Consider the following 18205-nt stretch of genomic DNA (forward strand, 5'->3'; position numbering starts at 1 on the left):
ACTCAAGTCTGTTCATCCTTACCTGCACAAAGGTCAATCATCGCATCTATTTGTACTTTCTTTCCAATGGACATCAGTACGTCCCCAGGATGCAAAACTGTATCCGGCTCGGGAATGGCAATTGTCTCATCACCTTGGATGATCCCGATAACAGTTACTCCGGTTTTGGAACGTACCGCCGCTTCTCCTAGCGTCTTATTCGCAATCTCTGATGATTCCGATAATTCAATGTAATCTACGATGATTTGCTTACGAAAGAGCTTCAGCTGATCGGTATCAACTGGCTGATACGTTGCACCTAGAAGCTGTGCGCCTAGTTCCCGTGTTTCATCTGCTGTCAAATCCATTGCGAAATCCGCTTCATCATTGGAAGCATCCTCGAAGAAATACAGCTCCCGTTTGCCAGAATGGTGGACGATGATGACAACCATCCCCTCTTCTCCAGTGCGCAGCGTAATTTTGCTTCCGATACCAGGAAGCTGTGATATATGACATTTCATCAGCCAGGACTCCCCCTACGGTGTATTAAACTCCTTGAGAAAAGTATAAAAAAAGCCGGAGAAAATCTCCAGCTTTTTCGATCAGCTCAAATGGTTTTCCAACACTTCCTGGATACCTTCTAACGCTGCTTCCTCATCATTTCCGTCTGCTGTAATAACAACCTGTGCTCCCTGCGGTACACCTAGTGACATGACACCCATAATCGATTTCAAGTTCACTTTTCTTTCTTTGTATGCAAGCTCAATCTCAGAGTTGAACTGGCCGGCTTTATTAACAAGCAGCGTTGCAGGTCTCGCATGGATTCCTGTTTCGCTAGTAATGGTGAATGTTTTCTCTTGCATCGTAATTCCCTCCAAAGCAAATAGCTCATGTATGTAAATGTGAAAGTGGTAACATAATTATTATAGGAGAAAAGAAAGCGGTTTTAAATAAATATGCCACTTTTTTAAGTTTAAAAACAGCTTCTTGGCAGAAGATTGAGTTTCTCCAGTATTTATGGTAATTTTGACACATCTAGAAAAAGGAGTGCTGTCATGAGTGTACATATAAATGCAGAGGCTGGCCAGATTGCAGACAAGATCCTGCTTCCTGGCGATCCGCTTCGCGCAAAATACATCGCCGAAACATTTTTAGAAGATGCAAAGCTTTATAACGAAGTAAGAGGAATGTATGGCTATACTGGTACATACAAAGGAGAAAGAATCTCCGTTCAAGGTACTGGTATGGGTGTCCCTTCCATCAGCATCTATGTAAATGAATTGATTCAAAGCTACGGTGTGAAAAAACTGATCCGTGTTGGTACTGCCGGCGCTATTCAGAAGGATGTAAAAGTTCGTGATGTAATCTTAGCATCCACGTCGAGCTCTGATTCCCAAATAAACCGACAGGAATTCGGCACAGTCGATTTTGCACCTACAGCTGACTTTGATTTGTTGTTGAAAGCCTATCAGGCTGGACAAGCAAAAGGGTTGAATATCCGTGTTGGCAACGTGTTTACAAGCGATCGTTTCTATCGTGACAACACATTGGAATTCTACGGAAAATTGGCAGATTACAAAGTCTTGGCTGTCGAAATGGAAACGACTGCACTCTACACGATAGCTGCGAAACATGATTGTCAAGCGCTATCTGTTCTTACAGTCAGCGATCACATCCTCACTGGCGAAGAAACAACTGCCGAGGAACGTCAGACTACTTTTGGCGATATGATGGAAATTGCATTGGATGCAGCAATTCAGGCATAGAAGAAGGCTTCTATGCCTTTTTTTATGCCTGAATTGTAAACCTTAATAAAATTCAAGTTGACAATAGTGGTAGTGTCGTTTACTATTTCTGCAAGGAGTTGATAAGTTATGAGTCGTACTGGTAAATTGACTGCAAGCGCGATGTTTGTTGGCTTGATGACAGTCGGAGCAAACATTTCGGTCTGGCTTCCGTTTCTTGCTGTACCAATCGGAGGACAAACCGTACCATTATCATTGCAGCCGTTCTTCGCTTTACTTGCTGGATTGCTGTTAGGCTATAAATGGGGAGCCTACAGTATGATCTGTTACGTATTGCTTGGTCTGACGGGGTTGCCGATATTCGCAGATCTCTCAGGAGGATTTGGTGTCTTTGCTGGTCCCACTGGCGGTTTCTTGCTATCTTTCATACCTATTGCCTTTATCGCTGGATTCATCATGGAAAAGACATCTTTACGATACCGGGCATTCGGGGCGGTAATCGCTGGTGTAATTGTAAATTATCTTATGGGTGTCACGTATATGTATGGCGCCATGCACCTTTGGATGGGTGTGGATATCAGCTACTTGGCTGCTTGGATCAGTATGATTCCATTCTTTATCAAAGATTTCTGTTTCGCTATACTTGCAGCCCTCTTTTACCCTAGAGTGGCTCATGCTTTCAAAAAAGGTAAAGTGACATATAATACTTCGTTTAAATGACATTTTCTCAGGGAAATTTAGTTATAATGAGTACATCATATATTATAGCTTTTTCTCTGAAAGGATGTAGCAGTACATGTCATTGTTACAAAATATGCCACTATGGAGTGCGTTGATTGCCATCGTTTTCGCACAAGTAATAAAAGTACCCATCCGCGCGATTGCCGATAAGCGCATCCAGGCCGATCTTGCATTCAGTACGGGAGGTATGCCAAGCAGTCATTCAGCAGCAGTGGCTGCCCTGACAACATCGATCGGCTTTGAAAGCGGACTTGATTCCCCTATCTTTGCAGCATCCTTTGTCTTTAGCATCATCATCATGTTCGATGCATCTGGTGTAAGAAGACAAGCTGGTGAACAAGCGGTATTGCTTAATTTGCTATTGAAGGATTTCCAGCGCTTTGTAGACGAAGCTAAACACTGGGGCAGTAAACAAGAGTTCGAAAAGAATCGTGAAATCAGGGAAATGCTCGGACATCAGCCGATTGAAGTCTTTTTCGGCGCCCTGACCGGCATTGGTATTTCTCTAGTCATCTATTTGCTGTTTTAATTGCAAATGCAGCTGCTTGCTTCCGAAATCACGCACCGGGAGCTGCCTCTGTTCATATTGGATGACGTCCTCTGCAGTTAAATTAGTCAGCTGGCTCCATGTCACATACATAGCTGTAAGCCAGAGGGTGCAAAGGAGTGCTCTAATGCACCATCGTCGTATCATATCTTTCACCTCTGGTAACAGCATCGACAAATCAGAATATCCCTATACAAAAGAAAAGCAGCCATATGGCTGCTTTTTGTTTAGCTGAAGATATTGAATTTCCCTTTTTTCAAAACCAGTCCTACACCGCCAAGCTGATAAAGATAGCGATTATCCGATGCCTTCTTCATCACATCTGCTGGCTTTCCGAACAGCTTCTTGCCCATTACCATACCCATGGCATCACCGCCTCCCAAGGAAGCCAGTGTACCCTTGATTTCCGGCACGAATTTTTGAGTGTTTCTTTCTTTACGGATAAGTGCTTTTAGATTCTGGGCACAGTTGTAGCCCATCTGTGTAGCTATTTGTGCAGTCGGCGGATATGGTTTTCCGGTTTCATCATTTATCACTGCAGCACAATCGCCGACAATAAAGATATCGTCATGATTTGGGTCTCGCAGATCGTCTGTCACCATTACCTTACCGCGATTTACTTCAAACCCAGATTCCTCCAAAATCGAATTTCCTTTGACACCGGCTGCCCAAACAGTTGTATTGGTTTTGACCGTATGCCTCTCGCCTGCTTTTTCATAAACGATGCTGTCGGCCGTCACTTCCTTAAGGAAAGCATTCGTCTGGAATTCAATACCGCGGGATTCCAGTGAGTTCAAGGCGTATTCTACAAGCTGCGGATCAAATCCCATCATCACGGAAGCACCTGCTTCCACAACGATAACACGTACTTTATCGCGGTCGATATCATATTCCTTACACAGTTCTGGTATACGTTCTGCTAGTTCTCCAGCAAATTCAATGCCCGTGAAACCGCCTCCGCCGATCACGATATTAAGACGCTCTTCTTTCTTTTCCGTTTCATTGTTATACACAGCGAAATTGTGCTCGATATGCTCTCGAATCAAACGGGAGGAATTGATGCTCCGAATCATGTACGCATGGTCAAGCAGACCATCAATCCCGAAATTCGCCGGTTCAAAACCTAAGCCTACAACAAGATAATCATAGGAGATTTCGCCGTTTTGCATCACCAGCTTTTTTTCGTCCGGTTTGATTTTCGTTACCGTATCCTGTACAAAATTGACTTTTTTTGCATCGATAACATCCTTGATGGCAATCCGTGTCTGATCATGATGTCTCGTCCCTGCTGCGTTTTCATGGAGCCATGTAGTCTGATAATGGTAATCATGCTTATTGACGAGTGTAATGCTCGCCTCGTCCGCTCCAATCAGTTTCTGAAGTTTCACTGTCGTGATCAGGCCGCCGTAACCAGCACCTGCAATCACAATTTTGGGTTTGCTCATCTTCGATCACATCCATTAACATAGTTTGGTTTTTCCTAAGCTTCAGCAACCTAACAACACATTAATATTTTTGTTTGTGATACTATTCACTTTATAAAGCAGATGAAAACATAAAACTGTCACAAAACCGTCATCAATATTATGGTAAACGTTTTCTTTCCTTTTATCAACCAAAAAAAGGGAAGCTTATCACGTACCAGGGCATACTACCATACATTAAAAACCCTTCTTCTTACTCATATTTCAGCAACTATGATAAAATACCAGGTGTTACGTTTAAAAATACTAGGAGGAACCGGTATGTCAGATCAAGTATATGATGTGACCATCATCGGTGCAGGTCCAGTCGGACTTTTCACCGCATTCTATGGTGGGATGCGTCAGCAAAGTGTCAAAATCATTGAAAGCCTTCCCCAAGTGGGCGGACAGCTTTCTGCTTTATACCCAGAAAAATACATCTACGATATTGCAGGCTTCCCCCAAGTCCGCGCGCAGGAATTAGTGGACAACCTGATGGAACAGCTTAAACGCTTCGATCCTACTATCGCACTCGGGGAATCAGTCGATAAAGTCGAGCGGTTGGAAGATAATACATTCCGCATCGAAACAGATAAAGACGTGCACTTCTCAAAAACGATCATCATCACAGCAGGAAACGGTGCCTTCCAGCCGCGTCGCCTGACTGTTGAACGATGTGACGAGTTCGAGGGTGTCAACCTGAATTACTATGTGGATAATATGCAGAAATACGCTGGCAAGCGTGTTCTATTAGCAGGTGGCGGCGATTCGGCTGTTGACTGGGCGCTGATGCTTGAACCGATTGCCAAAGAAGTCATTCTCGTGCATCGCCGCGATGAATTCCGCGCCCATGAGCACAGTGTGGAACGACTCATGCAATCCAATGTTAGAATCATGACTCCTTACACACCAGTTGAAATGCTTGGTACCGACCGCATCGAACAGGTTGTTCTGCAGAAGGTGAAAAGCGAAGAAACAGAAACGATCGATGTGGACGAAGTGCTCGTCAATTACGGCTTCATTTCTTCCTTAGGTCCGATCAAGCAATGGGATCTGGAAATCGAGAAAAACAGCATTGTTGTAAATACGAAACAAGAAACGAATATTCCCGGCATCTACGCTGCAGGTGATATTTGCACATATCCTGGCAAGGTTAACCTGATCGCCTCTGGTTTCGGCGAAGGTCCGACTGCCATCAACAATGCCAAAACTTACATTGATCCAGACGCACGTGTACAGCCTAAACATTCCACAAGCATGTTTTAAATAACACCGCACCGGTTACCTTTATGGAAACCGGTGTTTTTTTATACTTCTTGTATAAGGAAGCCCGTCTATCACACACTAGTATCGATAAAGGAGGAGCTGTATGGAAAACGAATTTGAACATCGCTTAATTCCGCTTGCCTCAATAAAGAGCGGAACAGAAACAACCGTCTCCCCAACTGTTCATGGCTATCTTGACAGAATAGTGAATGTCTTTTTCATTGAAAATCCTGTTACAAAAGAATGGGTGCTTGTCGATGCTGGAGTCCCTGATACAGCAGGCAATATCAAGAAAGCTGCTGCTGAACTATTCGGAGAAGGCGCCAAACCAGCATGCATCATCCTCACACATGGTCACTTTGACCATGTCGGCAGCATCGTCGAGCTGGTAAAGGAATGGGATGTCCCTGTATATGCGCATGAGCTCGAGCTTCCATATCTAACGGGACAGCTAGATTACCCGGAAGCTAAGACAGATGCTGGCGGCGGACTGATCACCAAGCTGTCCAAAACGTTTCCGAATGCCGGGATCGATTTAAGCAAGCATGTACGTCTCGTTCCGCTCGATCATCAAGTACCGCATCTTCCTGGCTGGGAATGGATCCATACGCCCGGCCATACTCCCGGACATATCAGCTTATTCCATACAGAAGACAAAGTCTTGATTGCGGGGGATGCATTCACGACTGTGCAGCAGGAATCCCTGCACAAAGTGCTCACGCAGCAAAAGGAATTCAATGGTCCTCCCCGCTACTTTACAATGGACGAGCAAGAGTCCTTCCGCTCCATCCGTAAGCTGCAAGAGCTGCATCCGCAAGCGGCAGGTACTGGACATGGAATGCCTGTATTTTTTGACGAATTGGAAGCGGGCTTAAAGAAACTAACTGAAACAAAAAAATAGGAGAAGGGATTATACCCTTTCTCCTATTTCTGCTTTCTTCTTCAATTTTGGTACTGATTTGCGGATTGTCATCTGACGGAAATCCTGCTCCAATTCTTCCAGTGTCCGATCCTTTGTTTCCGGAAGGAACTTTTGGATAAAGAGAATGGCAGCAATCCCCAGGACAACAAAAATCAGGAAAGTGCTGGATAGACCAATTGCACTTAACAGTACCGGGAACGTCAAACTAATCGTGAAGTTCGTCATCCATTGGAAGAATACTGCGATTCCCATCCCCATTCCACGCAGTCTGGAAGGGAAAATCTCTGCCAGCATCAGCCATGTGACTGGTGAAACAGCTCCCTGCTGGAAGGCAAGGAATGTGACAGTAAGAGCTAGCACCATGTAAGGCAGTGCTGTTGTTCCTTCAAAGAAAGTAGCAGCTATCGTAATAAGCAGCAGCGCACTAGTTGTACCGATAAAACCAACTGTCAGCATCTGCCTGCGCCCTACTCTGCCTAGCAGCCAGATACCAACAAATGTGGCAAGTACAGAAATGACACCATTAGCAATATTACCGATCAATGCTGCTTTTGTTCCAAATCCTGCATTACTCAGAATCTCTGTTCCGTAATACATAATGGAGTTAACACCGGTGATCTGCTGAATAATACCAATACCCATACCAATAAAAACAATTTTTCTGATCCATGGTATTGCAAGGTCTTTGTACGTAGCCTTATCTTGCTTCTCCTCTTTTTCCACTGTCTTGCGAATTTCCGCCATTTCCTGTTTCGCCTGGTTTCTGCGGCGTATCTTCGAAAGAATTTGGAAAGCTGTTTTCAGCATACCTTGCTGTGCAAGCCATCTTGGGCTTTCCGGCATGACTAGCATCCCGAACCAAAGGACGATAGCTGGCAAGGTAGCAATAACCAGCATATAACGCCAGATATGACCTGTATCACCGAACAAATTCCCGAGTGCAGCGTTGGAAGTATAAGCAAGCAGCTGACCAGTTACGATCATCAATTCATTTTGCGTTACCATTCGTCCGCGTTTCGCTGCTGGTGACATCTCCGCAAGGTAAGCCGGGACGGTTACGGAAGCACCACCGACGGCCAGACCAAGCAGTACGCGGAAGATAACCATCGTCTCCGTGTTCGGAGCGAATGAACAGCCCAATGTCGCAATAAAGAATAAAACCGCAAGATACAATATAATACGTCGACGGCCTATCTTATCCGCAAGCTTCCCGCCAAATACAGCACCGAATGCTGCTCCTAGCAGCAGGGAGCTGGCAACAACACCTTCTGTTAGCGGGGTCAGGTTAAGCTGATCGGACTGCCGCATAAATGGCAAAGCACCATTGATGACTCCTGTATCATATCCAAACAATAATCCTCCGAAAGTAGATATGATGGCAATCCATCTCAGCCTTCGCTTCGAATGTTTTCCATCATCCTCATTCTGTGGGACGTGCCCTTTTTCAGTCTCGTGTTTGTCCATATTTTTCTCCTCCATTTACGCATTTGACTGCTGCATGAATCATGCTTTTCCCCTTGTTTGTATGTAGAGGGTGGTAGAAGTTATATACCCGTCTTTTATCAAAATAATCACTTTTGTTATATTACAACTCTGTTTCAATTAAACAGTTGTACCACAGCAAACATATTAATTGTCATTTTCACCCATAAAACAGACATAACAATATCTTTCTTTATAACAGAAAATCCCCACCTGACAGTCAGGAAGGGATTGTTCTATTTACACTCTTTCACTTAATTCAGCTTTTTTATTCAGTTTTGGAACAGTCTTACGAATCTTTTTATTACGGAAGTCGTGTTCCAATTCCTCCAGTGTACGGTTTTTCGTTTCTGGCAGGAATTTCCGGATAAAGATAATCGCACAGACACCTAGTACAACGAAGATTAGGAAAGTACTTGATAATCCAATTGCGCTAAGCAGTACAGGGAATGTCAAACTTACAGTGAAGTTCGTCATCCAGTGGAAGAATACAGCTATTCCCATTCCCATTCCGCGAATACGGGAAGGGAAGATTTCAGATAGCATCAGCCACGTAACCGGGGAAACAGCCCCTTGCTGGAATCCTAAGAATGTAACCGTAAGTCCCAGTACCATATATGGCAGCGCAGGACTACCCTCAAAGAAGGTTGTGACGATGGTAAGCAAAAGCAATGCACTTGTCGTTCCGATGAACCCGATTGTAAGCATCGGTCTCCGGCGAACCTTACCTAATAACCAAATACCGAAAATAGCGGCAGCAACGGAAATGATACCATTTGCGATATTACCTATAAGTGCCGCATCACGGCCTAATCCGGTTTCACTTAAAATCTGCGTACCATAATACATGATAGAGTTAACACCAGTTATTTGCTGGATGACACCAATACCCAAACCGATCAGCACAATGTTTCTGATCCAAGGGATAGTCAAATCTTTAAAGGAAGCTTTATCCAGCTTCTTCTCTCTTTCAACAGTTTTCTTAATTTGTTCAATTTCCTGTTTCGCACGGTTTTTACGGCGAATCTTCAATAAGATTTGAAAAGCGGTCTTCAGCATACCTTGCTGTGCAAGCCATCTTGGGCTTTCCGGCATGACAAGCATACCGAACCATAAGACAAGTGCAGGAATTGTTGCAATAACAAGCATATAACGCCAGATATGAGCTGTATCTCCGAACATGTTTCCAAGAAATGCGTTAGAAGAATAAGCAATCAGCTGGCCAGTAACGATCATCAGATCATTGATTGTAACCATTTTTCCTCTTGATTCAGATGGAGATACTTCAGCTAGATAAGCTGGAACTGTTACGGATGCCCCACCGACAGCCAAACCGAGCAAGACTCGGAAGACAATCATCGTCTCCGTATTTGGTGCGAATGAACAGCCTAAAGTTGCAATAAAGAATAAGACAGCTAAATATAAAATGACGCGACGGCGGCCAATTTTATCTGCCAGCTTCCCGCCGGATACAGCACCAAATGCAGCTCCTAGAAGCAAGGAACTTGCTACCATCCCTTCCGTTAACGGTGTCAGATTCAACTGATCCTCCTGACCCATGAAAGGCAATGCCCCATTGATTACACCTGTATCATAACCGAATAATAATCCACCAAAAGTGGAAATGAATGCGATCAGTCTCAATCTTCGTTTCGAACTTCGACCATCATCCTCCATTTGAGGGACTTGCCCTTGTCCGTTAGCTTGTTTGTCCATCTTTCTCTCTCCTCCATTTTTTGCATATGTCTGTTGCAAAAACAAACAATGCTTTCACCCATGATTTATATGGTAGGAGTTATATACCCGTATTTTATTAATATAATCACATTCAAACATTACAATATTTGGTTTTGTACATGAAAGAGGTCTTATAGAGTTCTATAGACTTACCATAGATTTTTGGTCATAGTTACAGTTTCCATGTGAATTCCATTGGGCTTTACGACTGTTTCACTGTCGGTTATATGAAATTCATTCTTTTTGTATAAATTGATATTTCTTATTTCTGACAGCCTCACCTGACAGCAAAGCACAGCAAAATCATAGGCTGCTGCATAATCTTCTAATGCCTGAAGCAGCTGTCCTGCTATTCCTCGGCCTCTTTCTTCTGGACATACAGACAGGCGAAAGAAATATATAGCATCGTCCTGTTCTTTAAAACGGACGGTTCATACAGCTGATTCACCCCGCCAGTATAAGAAGGCTTTCTCATTCTCATTTAAACAAGTTCTGATCGAGTCCGCTTTTTCACTTAAAGCACTGGAAGGAAGCGCCTTATGTCTATAATCCTCAAATGCAGTAAGCATGACACGATGGATTACCGATGCATCCTCAGGTGTTGCCAAAGTAATCATGGTAGACCTCCTTTGTTGACATACATGAAATTTTGAACTGCAGTCGAATTCCAGCACACACATTTACCCAGATAAATGGAAAAGCAGAAAACAACACTGAGTTGGGAAATAAAAACTTATTCGATAGCCATTAGGTGATAAAAATTGTTTCTTTCATTATATAAACAAGTGAAACTTCCCCTCATTTTCCCAATACCGGAATTCTAGTTTATATTTTACAATTTAATAGAATTACTCATTTATCGATAGGAGGAAATATAAAATGAAGAAAAGTAAAATCTTAACGCTCTTTTTTATCAGTCTCGCAATGGTGTTCGCATTATCTGTCTACCTGCAGCCCTCTAAAGTCCAAGCGGCCACTGCCAACACACCTGTTGTCTTTGTTCATGGTTTAACTGGCTCCGATTCAAATTTCTATTTCATTGAGAGATACCTGCAGGGGCAAGGCTGGTCAGAAGATGAACTTTATTCTATTGATCTTCCAAGCAAGCAAGGGCACCAAGAATTGAATTCAACTGCCATAAAAGGATTTGTCGATGATGTACTAGAGGAAACAGGCAGTGACAAAGTTAATATCGTAGCCCATAGTATGGGTGGAGCGAACAGTCTGTATTACATATTGAATAAAGGCGGAAGTGACAAAGTAGATAAACTGGTAACGCTTGGAGGGGCAAATAGACTGACAACCAGCGCTGCACCTGCTGGTATAGATACTACTTCTATCTATTCTACAAGTGACTATATCGTGAACCCGTCTCTTTCTATCCTATCTGGTGCGGATAATATCCGAATTTACGGTGTATCTCACATCGGCCTTTTAAACAGCTATCAAGTAAATGGCCATATTAAAGCGGCTCTTCAAAATTAAAAGACTTCTGTATGCAAAATAAGCCTTCCTGCCGTTTGTAAGAACAAACGGCCAGGAAGGCTTATTTATGCATCAGCAATTCTCAGGCGTACCAGCATTCGTCGCTGTCTTGAAGGATGAACCGCATCCGCAGCTGACGATGGCGTTTGGGTTATCGATCGTGAACCCGCCGCCCATCATATTCTGTTTGAAATCGATCGTCGTGCCTTGGATGACCGGAATGTCCATAGAACGGATGATGACCGGGATATCGTTGACCTCTTCGAATGTATCCAACTCTTCATTCTTTTCGTATTCAAAGCCGAGACTGTAGGAAAGGCCGCTGCAGCCGCCGCCTTTTACGCCAAAGCGCAGCAAAACAGTTTCTGCTTCTTCTTCCTTCATCATTTCCTTGATCTGAAGGCTCGCACTGTCGGTAATATTCAATACCATGTTAGGTTACCTCCCCATTCTAATCTTACTGTAAGTATACGCTCCTATACGCTGATGCTCAAGCACTGTGCTCCCAGTGAAAAATACCAGATACAGTCTTCTCGGCAGCACCGCGCATCCAGACGGAACCATCTTTTTCCCAGCGGATGAACAGATCGCCGCCGCTAAGATGCACGGTTACCTCTTCTCCGTATGGTGCTTTGCCATTTTGAATGGCTGCAACAACTGCTGCACAAGCGCCAGTACCGCATGCCTGGGTGACACCAGAGCCGCGTTCCCATACACGGAAATGCAATTCTTTCTCGGAAACCATTTCGATGAACTCTACGTTAACACCTTCTGGGAATCTGGGATCATTGGTAATAACCGGACCCTGCGTATAAAGCGGTGCTTCCTCAATGTTATCGACAAAGAATACGGCGTGTGGATTGCCCATGCTCACTGCTGTGAGTTGAAGCTGTTCTTCACCTGCTTCAAAAGCTTCGTTGACGACTTCCTGACCAGTCTCACCTAGCATCGGAATCAATTCACGCTGTAAAATCGGTGCTCCCATATCAACTGTCACTTCATGTACATGCTCTTTTGTGCCATGGACTTGCGCTTCTACTAGGCCTGCCTTCGTCTGAATCGTGAATGTATCATTTTCTACCAGACCGTTCTCATAAGCATATTTGGCAACACAGCGCAGGCCGTTACCGCAATTCATCGCTTCAGAGCCGTCCAGATTGAAAATACGCATGCCTACGTCACATGTTTCGCTTGGATGGATGAGGATCAAGCCGTCAGATCCGATTCCGGTATTCCTGTCTGCAACAGCAATCGCAAGCGGTGCGAGCATGTCCTCCTCGAGCTGGAATTGAAAGAGATTCACGAAAATGTAGCTGTTTTTTAAACCATGCAGTTTTACAAAAGGTATATCCATTGTCATTTCTCCTCTACTATGAAAAAAGCCATGGCCTGCGAAATGCAGACGCACGGCCAATTAAAATAACGGATTTTCTTCGATGAACTTGTAGACGTTTTCGACAAGCTCATCAGGTGTCTCAGCTGTCACCGGTTCGCCATTTACGAGTGCGAACATGTGCTGGGCACAAATGCCGCAAAAGCTTGTACAGCCATATTCTATCACATCAAGGCCTGGGTCACTGTCCAGCTTCTCAAAAGCTGCCTGCGAGCCGGAGGCCAGATTGTTAACACAAAATTCAATGATCGGATTCATCCCGCTCATCTCCTATTCTAGGATGTAACACTATCAAGTGATAATCCTACCATAAGGCGGGATATCAGCACAACTAGGTTGCGCTGACTGTTTCAACAGCTTTCGTGACTGCCTTAAGGGAAATGATTCCTTCCCCGGCTATTTCATCATTGACAAGAACAACTGGATAGAACAAATCCTCTTCTATTACCTTCGCAGCGAATTGTTTGTGCTTTTCTTCATCAGGCGGCTCATTGATGTCAATGTACTCGAATCGAAACTGTTTGTTTTCGAACTTCCTTGCCAATGCGGCCTGCAGCCATTCATACGTGTCCTTGGAGCTTGGTGCATTCACACAGCTTGCACAGATAATATCAGCTCCATAAACGGTAATAGTAGTGGTCATCCAGCTCCATCCTCTCGTATACTGATAGCTTCAGTTTACCGTAACAATCACGATGTTGGAATTTATTTTTTAATTGATAGAATTTCTCAGTTAGCCAGCGTGGATTTTTTGCCCGAAAGGATTTATAATGAATATATAATCGTAAGGGGGATAATGGATGATGGAAAACCAAGTACAAGAAGTTTTGAATAAATTGCGTCCATTCTTGCTGCGTGATGGCGGCGACGTCGAGCTAGTCGATGTTGATGAAGGTATCGTGCGTCTGCGTCTTATGGGAGCATGCGGCAACTGCCCAAGCTCTACGATCACATTGAAAGCCGGAATTGAACGTGCCTTGATGGCAGAAGTTCCTGGAGTCCGTGAGATCGAGCAAGTATTCTAATACATTGATAGAACCACGGAAGAGTGAAAGCTTTCCCGTGGTTCTTTATTTATACGCAAGACATTCCATAAACGACAATGATAAACCCACAGAAATCATCCGGTTTCTGTGGGTTTTGTTAAGCTTCAATAGCCAACTCGACTGCGCAGCTCCCTTCGGCAGCACAAGAAAGCAAAAGCCATTCAAATTCAGGATACAATTTCTGATAGTGTGAATGAACCGCATCCGCTCGGGCTTCATCAACTAAAGCAATCATTGTCGGCCCAGCTCCGCTTAAATAGACACCATATGCTGCTTCCTGAAGTGAGTCCGCGATTTTCTTATAATGTGGAATCATTGACTGCCTGTAAGGCTGATGGAAAAGATCCTTCGTCAACATCTCTCCGAGCAGCTCCCAGTTTTGCTGCAGCAAAGCAGCAACAGCTACATTCGCAATGCCACTTGCCTTCACAGCGTCTTTATACAGGAGCTGTTCTGGAAGAACTGCTCTGGCATCTGATGTTGCGAGCTCGAATGAAGGAATAACTGCCAGGAAGCGTACATCCTTAATCGGGGTCTGCACATAATGGACTTTGTCATCATAATAGCCGATTACACACCCACCTAAAATGGATGGTGCTGCGTTATCAGGATGTCCTTCCAAACTGACAGCGATATCGAGCTTTTCTTCATCACTCAACTGAAGCGCCAAAAGACAATCAGCAAGTTCAATTCCTGCGACAAGGGCGGTCGCACTGCTGCCTAATCCTCTAGCCAGCGGAATATCACTACTCATTCGGACTGTACATGCCGGCAGATCACTATATCCATAGCGATCCGCAACATAAATGGCCGTTTCATAGATCATATTGTCCTTACCTGCCGGAAGTCCTTGTACAGCTTCCGACATCGGAATGAATTCCCACTCTGATCCAGGCTGGACTTCCAGCTCCAAATACAGATCTAAAGCGATCCCAACTGAATCGAATCCTGGTCCGATATTGGCGGTGCTTGCGGGTACGCTTATTTGCCAGCGTTTCATTACATCCGCTCCCTGATGGCGTCTGCAATCACCTGTTCTTCGTTCGGGAGGACAACCGGCTTGATAGTACTGTATTCTATTGCTGTATTCGGATCCTTCAATCCGTTTCCAGTCAGTACACTAACGACTGTTGCACCTTTGGGCACCTCACCTTGCTCCAACGCCTTCAGCAGTCCAGCGAATGAAGCACAGGATCCTGGTTCAGCGAAAATTCCTTCCTCACGGGCGATTTTTTGATAAGCAGCGATAATCTGCACATCTGTCACTTCATCGATTGTCCCGCCTGATTCATCTCTTGCAGCGGTTGCTTTCTGCCAGCTTGCAGGATTACCAATACGTATGGCAGTACCGACTGTTTCCGGATTGTCGAACACCCTATCATGCACAATCGGAGCTGCTCCGCTTGCTTGGTAGCCTTTCAGTACTGGAAGACTGTATCCTTTTTCTAGTTCATATTCCTTGAAACCTTTCCAGTAAGCACTAATGTTACCTGCATTGCCAACCGGAATGAAGAGATAATCCGGCGCTTGTCCCAGTTGTTCGCACAGCTCGAAGGCCGCTGTCTTCTGTCCTTCGAGACGATATGGATTGACAGAATTTACGAGTGCTACCGGCTCGGTTTCACTTAAATGCCGTACAACACGCAGTGCATCATCAAAATTGCCTTCGATTGAGAAAATTTCCGCTCCGTACATGACAGCCTGTGCCAGTTTCCCTTGTGCAATTTTACCTTCTGGAATGACGACGAAGCAGCGCATACCAGCACGGGCTGCATATGCAGCTGCTGAAGCAGATGTATTGCCTGTGGAAGCACAGATGACTGCTTTCGCCCCTGCCTCTTTTGCCTTGGCAATGGCCATGACCATACCGCGATCCTTGAAGCTTCCCGTCGGGTTCGCTCCTTCGATTTTCGCATAGGCCTCGATACCATACGCTGCTGACAGCTTTTCAAGTTTTACTAAAGGTGTATTTCCTTCTCCTAAACTTAATGCTGGCGTTTCCTCTGATATCGGTAAATGATTTTTATAAGCTTCTAAAAGACCTTTCCATCCCATGCTTCTCAATCCTCTCCGTCTACACGATAGCAGCTGATGACGCGTTTCACGACGTTCAATTGCTCCAGCTGCTGTATGCTGTTTTCGATTTGCTGCTTGCTGTGTTTATGTGTCACCATGACAACTTCTGCTGTTTTTGATTTGGAATGCGGCAGCTGGAGGATTTTCGCAAACGAGACATCCTGGCCTGCAAAGACATTTGTGACGGCATGGAATGCACCTGTCTGATCCTCTGCTTCAACACGAATGAAATATTTGGCGTGCTTTTCTGTATTATCCTTTAAAGCAGTTTTATATTGCGGCTGCACATATGCCTTTCCACTGACTCCTAAGCGAATATTCTTGATGACCTCCATAAGATCCGATACGACTGCTGTCGCTGTTGGCAGACCGCCAGCTCCCGGACCATAAAACATCGTCTCCCCGACAGCGTGCCCATACACATAAACGGCATTGAACTCATTCTTCACTTGTGCCAGCGGATGTGCTTCCGGCAGCAAAGTAGGCTCGACGCTGACTTCGACTTTTCCCTCATCAATTGCAGCGATACCGATCAGCTTCACAATATAGCCGAGTTTTCCTGCAAACTCGATATCTTCCTGCGAGATGGAAGTGATACCAGCAACTTGGACATCACTATATGCAACTGGCATCTTGAAGGCCAAGTTCGCCAGCAAAGTCATCTTACGGGCTGCATCCAGACCTTCTACATCCGACGTTGGATCAGCTTCGGCAAATCCAAGTGCCTGCGCTTCCTCCAGCACTGTTTCAAAGGATAGGTTTTCATCTGTCATTTTCGTAAGGATGAAATTCGTCGTTCCATTGACGATTCCCATCACTTTCTCAATTTTATCTGAAGCAAGACCGTCACTGAGTGAACGAAGAATCGGTATGCCGCCGGCCACACTAGCCTCGTAATAAATATCGGTACCATATTCCTGAGACAGTGTAAACAGCTTATCACCATGCTCTGCCATCAAGTCTTTATTGGCTGTCACGATATGTTTTCGATTCCGGATGCCACGTTCCAGCAGCTGAAATGTATCTTCCATCCCGCCCATCACTTCCACAATGATATCAATGTCCGGGTTATCTGTAATATCAGCGGCTTCCGTCGTAAGGATGGAAGCATCCCTGATATATTCCCGCTTCTTCTCCTTATCCTTGACGAGCACTTTCGCTACTTCCACTTCACAGCCGAGCTGATATCGAATCTGTTCCTGGTGATCCTGCAAAATTTGAACCACACCGCTTCCAACTGTGCCAAGGCCGCATAAGCCGATTTGTATCCTTTGTTTCATCTCACTCAGCCTCCTGTCCACCTCAAATAAACAAATGTTTTTATATAAAGGACATTATAACTCTATCAATCTGCTATCGCAACCAACTTTACAAATATTTTTCCAATATCGGTATCTCAAGAGTATGCGCATCGACTTGCATACGGTCGAATAATCCGCTTAGACGTTGCTCATACTTGCTTTGCTGCATGATGAGAGTTTCATACGCTTTTCCAGTCAGACCTTTCTCCATCTGATCGTACAGATGAAGCGGCATGATCAATCTGGCATACAGCAGCCGCATTCCGAAAACAGAGAGCGGCCGCTGCTGCATATAAGACTGCAGAAATTCAGCCGTTTCCCCTTCCTCCTTCTTACAAAAGGCAGTCCTTGTGAATTCTGCCAGGTCACGAGCTGGATGGTCATAAATGATGTTATGAGGCAGCACATATGTATCTGCCAGTTCAGAACCGTATTTGGTGAATACCGTGGTCGGCTGATCATAGTCCGTGAAACGGAATTCATTGCTTGTTTCATTCAGATATTGGATGGCAAGCTCTGTCCTGCCGATAACATAGTGAAAGGTATCCAGGAATACCCGTTCTTCATGGACAAGCGGCCGTTTCTGATACATGTTTGAATAAAGCCTTTCTGCCTGCGACAGACGAGCAGTCCAAAGATCACTCCATTTTCCGTAGCTGGAGAGTGTATCAGGCGCAAATGGACATCCGGCACCCAGCTGATGAAATGCTGCCAGCTCTGTCCCATGCGCATCAAGACCCCTTGGATAAGGCGGCGGCATTTCCACTACGAGATACGCCGTATTTTCATAGACCGTCAATATCTGTCCATCCGTTGTCAGCATTGGCTGCGCAAGACGGGGAAAACCTGCCTCTTGCATATAAACAGTGATAGCAGCCAATTCATAATAACTGTCTTGATCCGTCCTTGCTGGTATAATGACATATAATCGATCTGTTGTCTGATATGCGTGATAATTCCGGTAGGATACCGGCTTGCCGCTAAAACCTGGAATATATTGCTGCATCAACTGCAACACGAGC

22 protein-coding genes and 1 pseudogene are annotated in these 18205 nt (G+C 44.7%); 7 read left to right on the forward strand and 16 right to left on the reverse strand.

From position 1 onward, the window contains the following. Positions 1-2: 2 nt before the first annotated feature. Positions 3-500, reverse strand: coding sequence for a cation:proton antiporter regulatory subunit (locus tag CHH91_RS15230; protein ID WP_095224308.1), 498 nt, complete (start codon positions 498-500; stop codon positions 3-5). 81 nt (positions 501-581) lie between these two features. Next, positions 582-842 carry a phosphocarrier protein HPr gene (locus CHH91_RS15235; protein ID WP_095224309.1) on the reverse strand — a complete coding sequence of 87 codons (261 nt, stop codon included), beginning with the start codon at positions 840-842 and terminating at the stop codon, positions 582-584. Between the two features lie 192 nt (positions 843-1034). On the opposite strand from CHH91_RS15235, the gene deoD reads away from it, so the two are divergent. The 3 genes from deoD to CHH91_RS15250 all read left to right on the forward strand — a co-directional run bounded on the left by deoD (position 1035) and on the right by CHH91_RS15250 (position 2994). Then, on the forward strand, positions 1035-1745 hold the full coding sequence (deoD, locus tag CHH91_RS15240) for a purine-nucleoside phosphorylase (protein WP_038564986.1): 711 nt from the start codon (positions 1035-1037) through the stop codon (positions 1743-1745). Positions 1746-1853: 108 nt separating this feature from the next. Beyond that, a complete protein-coding gene (locus CHH91_RS15245) occupies positions 1854-2444 on the forward strand; it encodes a biotin transporter BioY (RefSeq protein WP_095224310.1) in 591 nt (196 codons plus the stop codon). Positions 2445-2520: 76 nt separating this feature from the next. Next, a complete protein-coding gene (locus tag CHH91_RS15250; RefSeq protein ID WP_095224311.1) occupies positions 2521-2994 on the forward strand; it encodes a divergent PAP2 family protein in 474 nt (157 codons plus the stop codon). On the opposite strand, the gene CHH91_RS20310 is transcribed toward CHH91_RS15250, so the two are convergent. After that, the gene (locus CHH91_RS20310; protein ID WP_141234175.1) at positions 2971-3159 is read right to left on the reverse strand and encodes a hypothetical protein; all 189 of its coding nucleotides are present in this window, start codon (positions 3157-3159) and stop codon (positions 2971-2973) included. The two genes, CHH91_RS15250 and CHH91_RS20310, sit on opposite strands and share 24 nt — an antisense overlap. A gap of 80 nt (positions 3160-3239) precedes the next feature. After that, a complete protein-coding gene (locus CHH91_RS15255; RefSeq protein WP_095224312.1) occupies positions 3240-4457 on the reverse strand; it encodes an NAD(P)/FAD-dependent oxidoreductase in 1218 nt (405 codons plus the stop codon). A 300-nt stretch (positions 4458-4757) separates the two neighbouring features. On the opposite strand from CHH91_RS15255, the gene CHH91_RS15260 reads away from it, so the two are divergent. Then, a complete protein-coding gene (locus CHH91_RS15260) occupies positions 4758-5741 on the forward strand; it encodes an NAD(P)/FAD-dependent oxidoreductase (protein WP_095224313.1) in 984 nt (327 codons plus the stop codon). Positions 5742-5844: 103 nt separating this feature from the next. After that, the gene (locus CHH91_RS15265) at positions 5845-6642 is read left to right on the forward strand and encodes an MBL fold metallo-hydrolase (protein ID WP_095224314.1); all 798 of its coding nucleotides are present in this window, start codon (positions 5845-5847) and stop codon (positions 6640-6642) included. Positions 6643-6651: 9 nt separating this feature from the next. Here CHH91_RS15265 and CHH91_RS15270 read toward each other — a convergent pair whose 3' ends face one another. From CHH91_RS15270 to CHH91_RS15285, 4 genes and pseudogenes are all read right to left on the reverse strand, one after another. Next, complete coding sequence (locus CHH91_RS15270; protein ID WP_095224315.1) at positions 6652-8127, reverse strand: sugar porter family MFS transporter; 1476 nt, start codon at positions 8125-8127, stop codon at positions 6652-6654. 258 nt (positions 8128-8385) lie between these two features. Next, positions 8386-9822, reverse strand: coding sequence for a sugar porter family MFS transporter (locus tag CHH91_RS15275; protein ID WP_095224442.1), 1437 nt, complete (start codon positions 9820-9822; stop codon positions 8386-8388). Between the two features lie 209 nt (positions 9823-10031). Then, positions 10032-10298, reverse strand: a pseudogene (locus tag CHH91_RS21495) (GNAT family N-acetyltransferase); the annotation flags it as partial. 15 nt (positions 10299-10313) lie between these two features. Continuing rightward, positions 10314-10499, reverse strand: coding sequence for a hypothetical protein (locus CHH91_RS15285; protein WP_095224317.1), 186 nt, complete (start codon positions 10497-10499; stop codon positions 10314-10316). A 262-nt stretch (positions 10500-10761) separates the two neighbouring features. Here CHH91_RS15285 and CHH91_RS15290 point away from each other — a divergent pair, with 262 nt between their 5' ends. Continuing rightward, positions 10762-11367 (forward strand): esterase/lipase family protein, encoded by a 606-nt coding sequence (locus tag CHH91_RS15290; RefSeq protein ID WP_095224318.1) that lies wholly within the window; start codon positions 10762-10764, stop codon positions 11365-11367. 72 nt (positions 11368-11439) lie between these two features. Here CHH91_RS15290 and CHH91_RS15295 read toward each other — a convergent pair whose 3' ends face one another. The 4 genes from CHH91_RS15295 to CHH91_RS15310 form a co-directional block, all read right to left on the reverse strand. After that, on the reverse strand, positions 11440-11799 hold the full coding sequence (locus CHH91_RS15295) for a HesB/IscA family protein (RefSeq protein WP_095224319.1): 360 nt from the start codon (positions 11797-11799) through the stop codon (positions 11440-11442). 58 nt (positions 11800-11857) lie between these two features. After that, positions 11858-12721 carry a diaminopimelate epimerase gene (gene dapF, locus CHH91_RS15300; RefSeq protein WP_095224320.1) on the reverse strand — a complete coding sequence of 288 codons (864 nt, stop codon included), beginning with the start codon at positions 12719-12721 and terminating at the stop codon, positions 11858-11860. A 60-nt stretch (positions 12722-12781) separates the two neighbouring features. Next, complete coding sequence (locus CHH91_RS15305; RefSeq protein WP_038564957.1) at positions 12782-13018, reverse strand: YuzB family protein; 237 nt, start codon at positions 13016-13018, stop codon at positions 12782-12784. Positions 13019-13091: 73 nt separating this feature from the next. Beyond that, positions 13092-13403: a YuzD family protein gene (locus tag CHH91_RS15310; RefSeq protein ID WP_095224321.1), complete on the reverse strand. Its 312-nt coding sequence runs from the start codon at positions 13401-13403 to the stop codon at positions 13092-13094. A 157-nt stretch (positions 13404-13560) separates the two neighbouring features. Between CHH91_RS15310 and CHH91_RS15315 the strand changes: the two genes are divergently transcribed. After that, positions 13561-13785, forward strand: a complete 225-nt coding sequence (locus CHH91_RS15315; RefSeq protein ID WP_038564952.1) for a NifU family protein — start codon at positions 13561-13563, stop codon at positions 13783-13785. 118 nt (positions 13786-13903) lie between these two features. Here CHH91_RS15315 and thrB read toward each other — a convergent pair whose 3' ends face one another. From thrB to CHH91_RS15335, 4 genes are all read right to left on the reverse strand, one after another. Beyond that, positions 13904-14806 carry a homoserine kinase gene (gene thrB / locus CHH91_RS15320; RefSeq protein ID WP_095224322.1) on the reverse strand — a complete coding sequence of 301 codons (903 nt, stop codon included), beginning with the start codon at positions 14804-14806 and terminating at the stop codon, positions 13904-13906. Further along, positions 14806-15861: a threonine synthase gene (gene thrC, locus CHH91_RS15325; protein WP_095224323.1), complete on the reverse strand. Its 1056-nt coding sequence runs from the start codon at positions 15859-15861 to the stop codon at positions 14806-14808. Before thrC ends, thrB begins: the two co-directional genes overlap by 1 nt. 5 nt (positions 15862-15866) lie before the next feature. Next, a complete protein-coding gene (locus tag CHH91_RS15330; protein ID WP_095224324.1) occupies positions 15867-17162 on the reverse strand; it encodes a homoserine dehydrogenase in 1296 nt (431 codons plus the stop codon). Between the two features lie 88 nt (positions 17163-17250). After that, the gene (locus CHH91_RS15335; RefSeq protein ID WP_095224325.1) at positions 17251-18201 is read right to left on the reverse strand and encodes a protein kinase family protein; all 951 of its coding nucleotides are present in this window, start codon (positions 18199-18201) and stop codon (positions 17251-17253) included. Positions 18202-18205: the final 4 nt, after the last annotated feature.

The organism is Virgibacillus sp. 7505, assembly GCF_002272135.1.
In the GTDB taxonomy this organism is placed as follows: domain Bacteria; phylum Bacillota; class Bacilli; order Bacillales; family Amphibacillaceae; genus Terribacillus.

What these genes read in the sequence shown, in the direction of transcription:
- CHH91_RS15255 (WP_095224312.1), bottom strand. Translation starts at nt 4,457, where the DNA reads ATGAGCAAACCCAAAATTGTGATTGCAGGTGCTGGTTACGGCGGCCTG.
- CHH91_RS15245 (WP_095224310.1), top strand. Translation starts at nt 1,854, where the DNA reads ATGAGTCGTACTGGTAAATTGACTGCAAGCGCGATGTTTGTTGGCTTG.
- CHH91_RS15265 (WP_095224314.1), top strand. Translation starts at nt 5,845, where the DNA reads ATGGAAAACGAATTTGAACATCGCTTAATTCCGCTTGCCTCAATAAAG.
- CHH91_RS20310 (WP_141234175.1), bottom strand. Translation starts at nt 3,159, where the DNA reads ATGATACGACGATGGTGCATTAGAGCACTCCTTTGCACCCTCTGGCTT.
- dapF (WP_095224320.1), bottom strand. Translation starts at nt 12,721, where the DNA reads ATGGATATACCTTTTGTAAAACTGCATGGTTTAAAAAACAGCTACATT.
- CHH91_RS15235 (WP_095224309.1), bottom strand. Translation starts at nt 842, where the DNA reads ATGCAAGAGAAAACATTCACCATTACTAGCGAAACAGGAATCCATGCG.
- CHH91_RS15295 (WP_095224319.1), bottom strand. Translation starts at nt 11,799, where the DNA reads ATGGTATTGAATATTACCGACAGTGCGAGCCTTCAGATCAAGGAAATG.
- thrB (WP_095224322.1), bottom strand. Translation starts at nt 14,806, where the DNA reads ATGAAACGCTGGCAAATAAGCGTACCCGCAAGCACCGCCAATATCGGA.
- CHH91_RS15230 (WP_095224308.1), bottom strand. Translation starts at nt 500, where the DNA reads ATGAAATGTCATATATCACAGCTTCCTGGTATCGGAAGCAAAATTACG.
- CHH91_RS15310 (WP_095224321.1), bottom strand. Translation starts at nt 13,403, where the DNA reads ATGACCACTACTATTACCGTTTATGGAGCTGATATTATCTGTGCAAGC.
- CHH91_RS15285 (WP_095224317.1), bottom strand. Translation starts at nt 10,499, where the DNA reads ATGATTACTTTGGCAACACCTGAGGATGCATCGGTAATCCATCGTGTC.
- CHH91_RS15275 (WP_095224442.1), bottom strand. Translation starts at nt 9,822, where the DNA reads ATGGAGGATGATGGTCGAAGTTCGAAACGAAGATTGAGACTGATCGCA.
- CHH91_RS15315 (WP_038564952.1), top strand. Translation starts at nt 13,561, where the DNA reads ATGATGGAAAACCAAGTACAAGAAGTTTTGAATAAATTGCGTCCATTC.
- CHH91_RS15330 (WP_095224324.1), bottom strand. Translation starts at nt 17,162, where the DNA reads ATGAAACAAAGGATACAAATCGGCTTATGCGGCCTTGGCACAGTTGGA.
- CHH91_RS15260 (WP_095224313.1), top strand. Translation starts at nt 4,758, where the DNA reads ATGTCAGATCAAGTATATGATGTGACCATCATCGGTGCAGGTCCAGTC.
- CHH91_RS15250 (WP_095224311.1), top strand. Translation starts at nt 2,521, where the DNA reads ATGTCATTGTTACAAAATATGCCACTATGGAGTGCGTTGATTGCCATC.
- CHH91_RS15305 (WP_038564957.1), bottom strand. Translation starts at nt 13,018, where the DNA reads ATGAATCCGATCATTGAATTTTGTGTTAACAATCTGGCCTCCGGCTCG.
- thrC (WP_095224323.1), bottom strand. Translation starts at nt 15,861, where the DNA reads ATGGGATGGAAAGGTCTTTTAGAAGCTTATAAAAATCATTTACCGATA.
- CHH91_RS15290 (WP_095224318.1), top strand. Translation starts at nt 10,762, where the DNA reads ATGAAGAAAAGTAAAATCTTAACGCTCTTTTTTATCAGTCTCGCAATG.
- deoD (WP_038564986.1), top strand. Translation starts at nt 1,035, where the DNA reads ATGAGTGTACATATAAATGCAGAGGCTGGCCAGATTGCAGACAAGATC.
- CHH91_RS15270 (WP_095224315.1), bottom strand. Translation starts at nt 8,127, where the DNA reads ATGGACAAACACGAGACTGAAAAAGGGCACGTCCCACAGAATGAGGAT.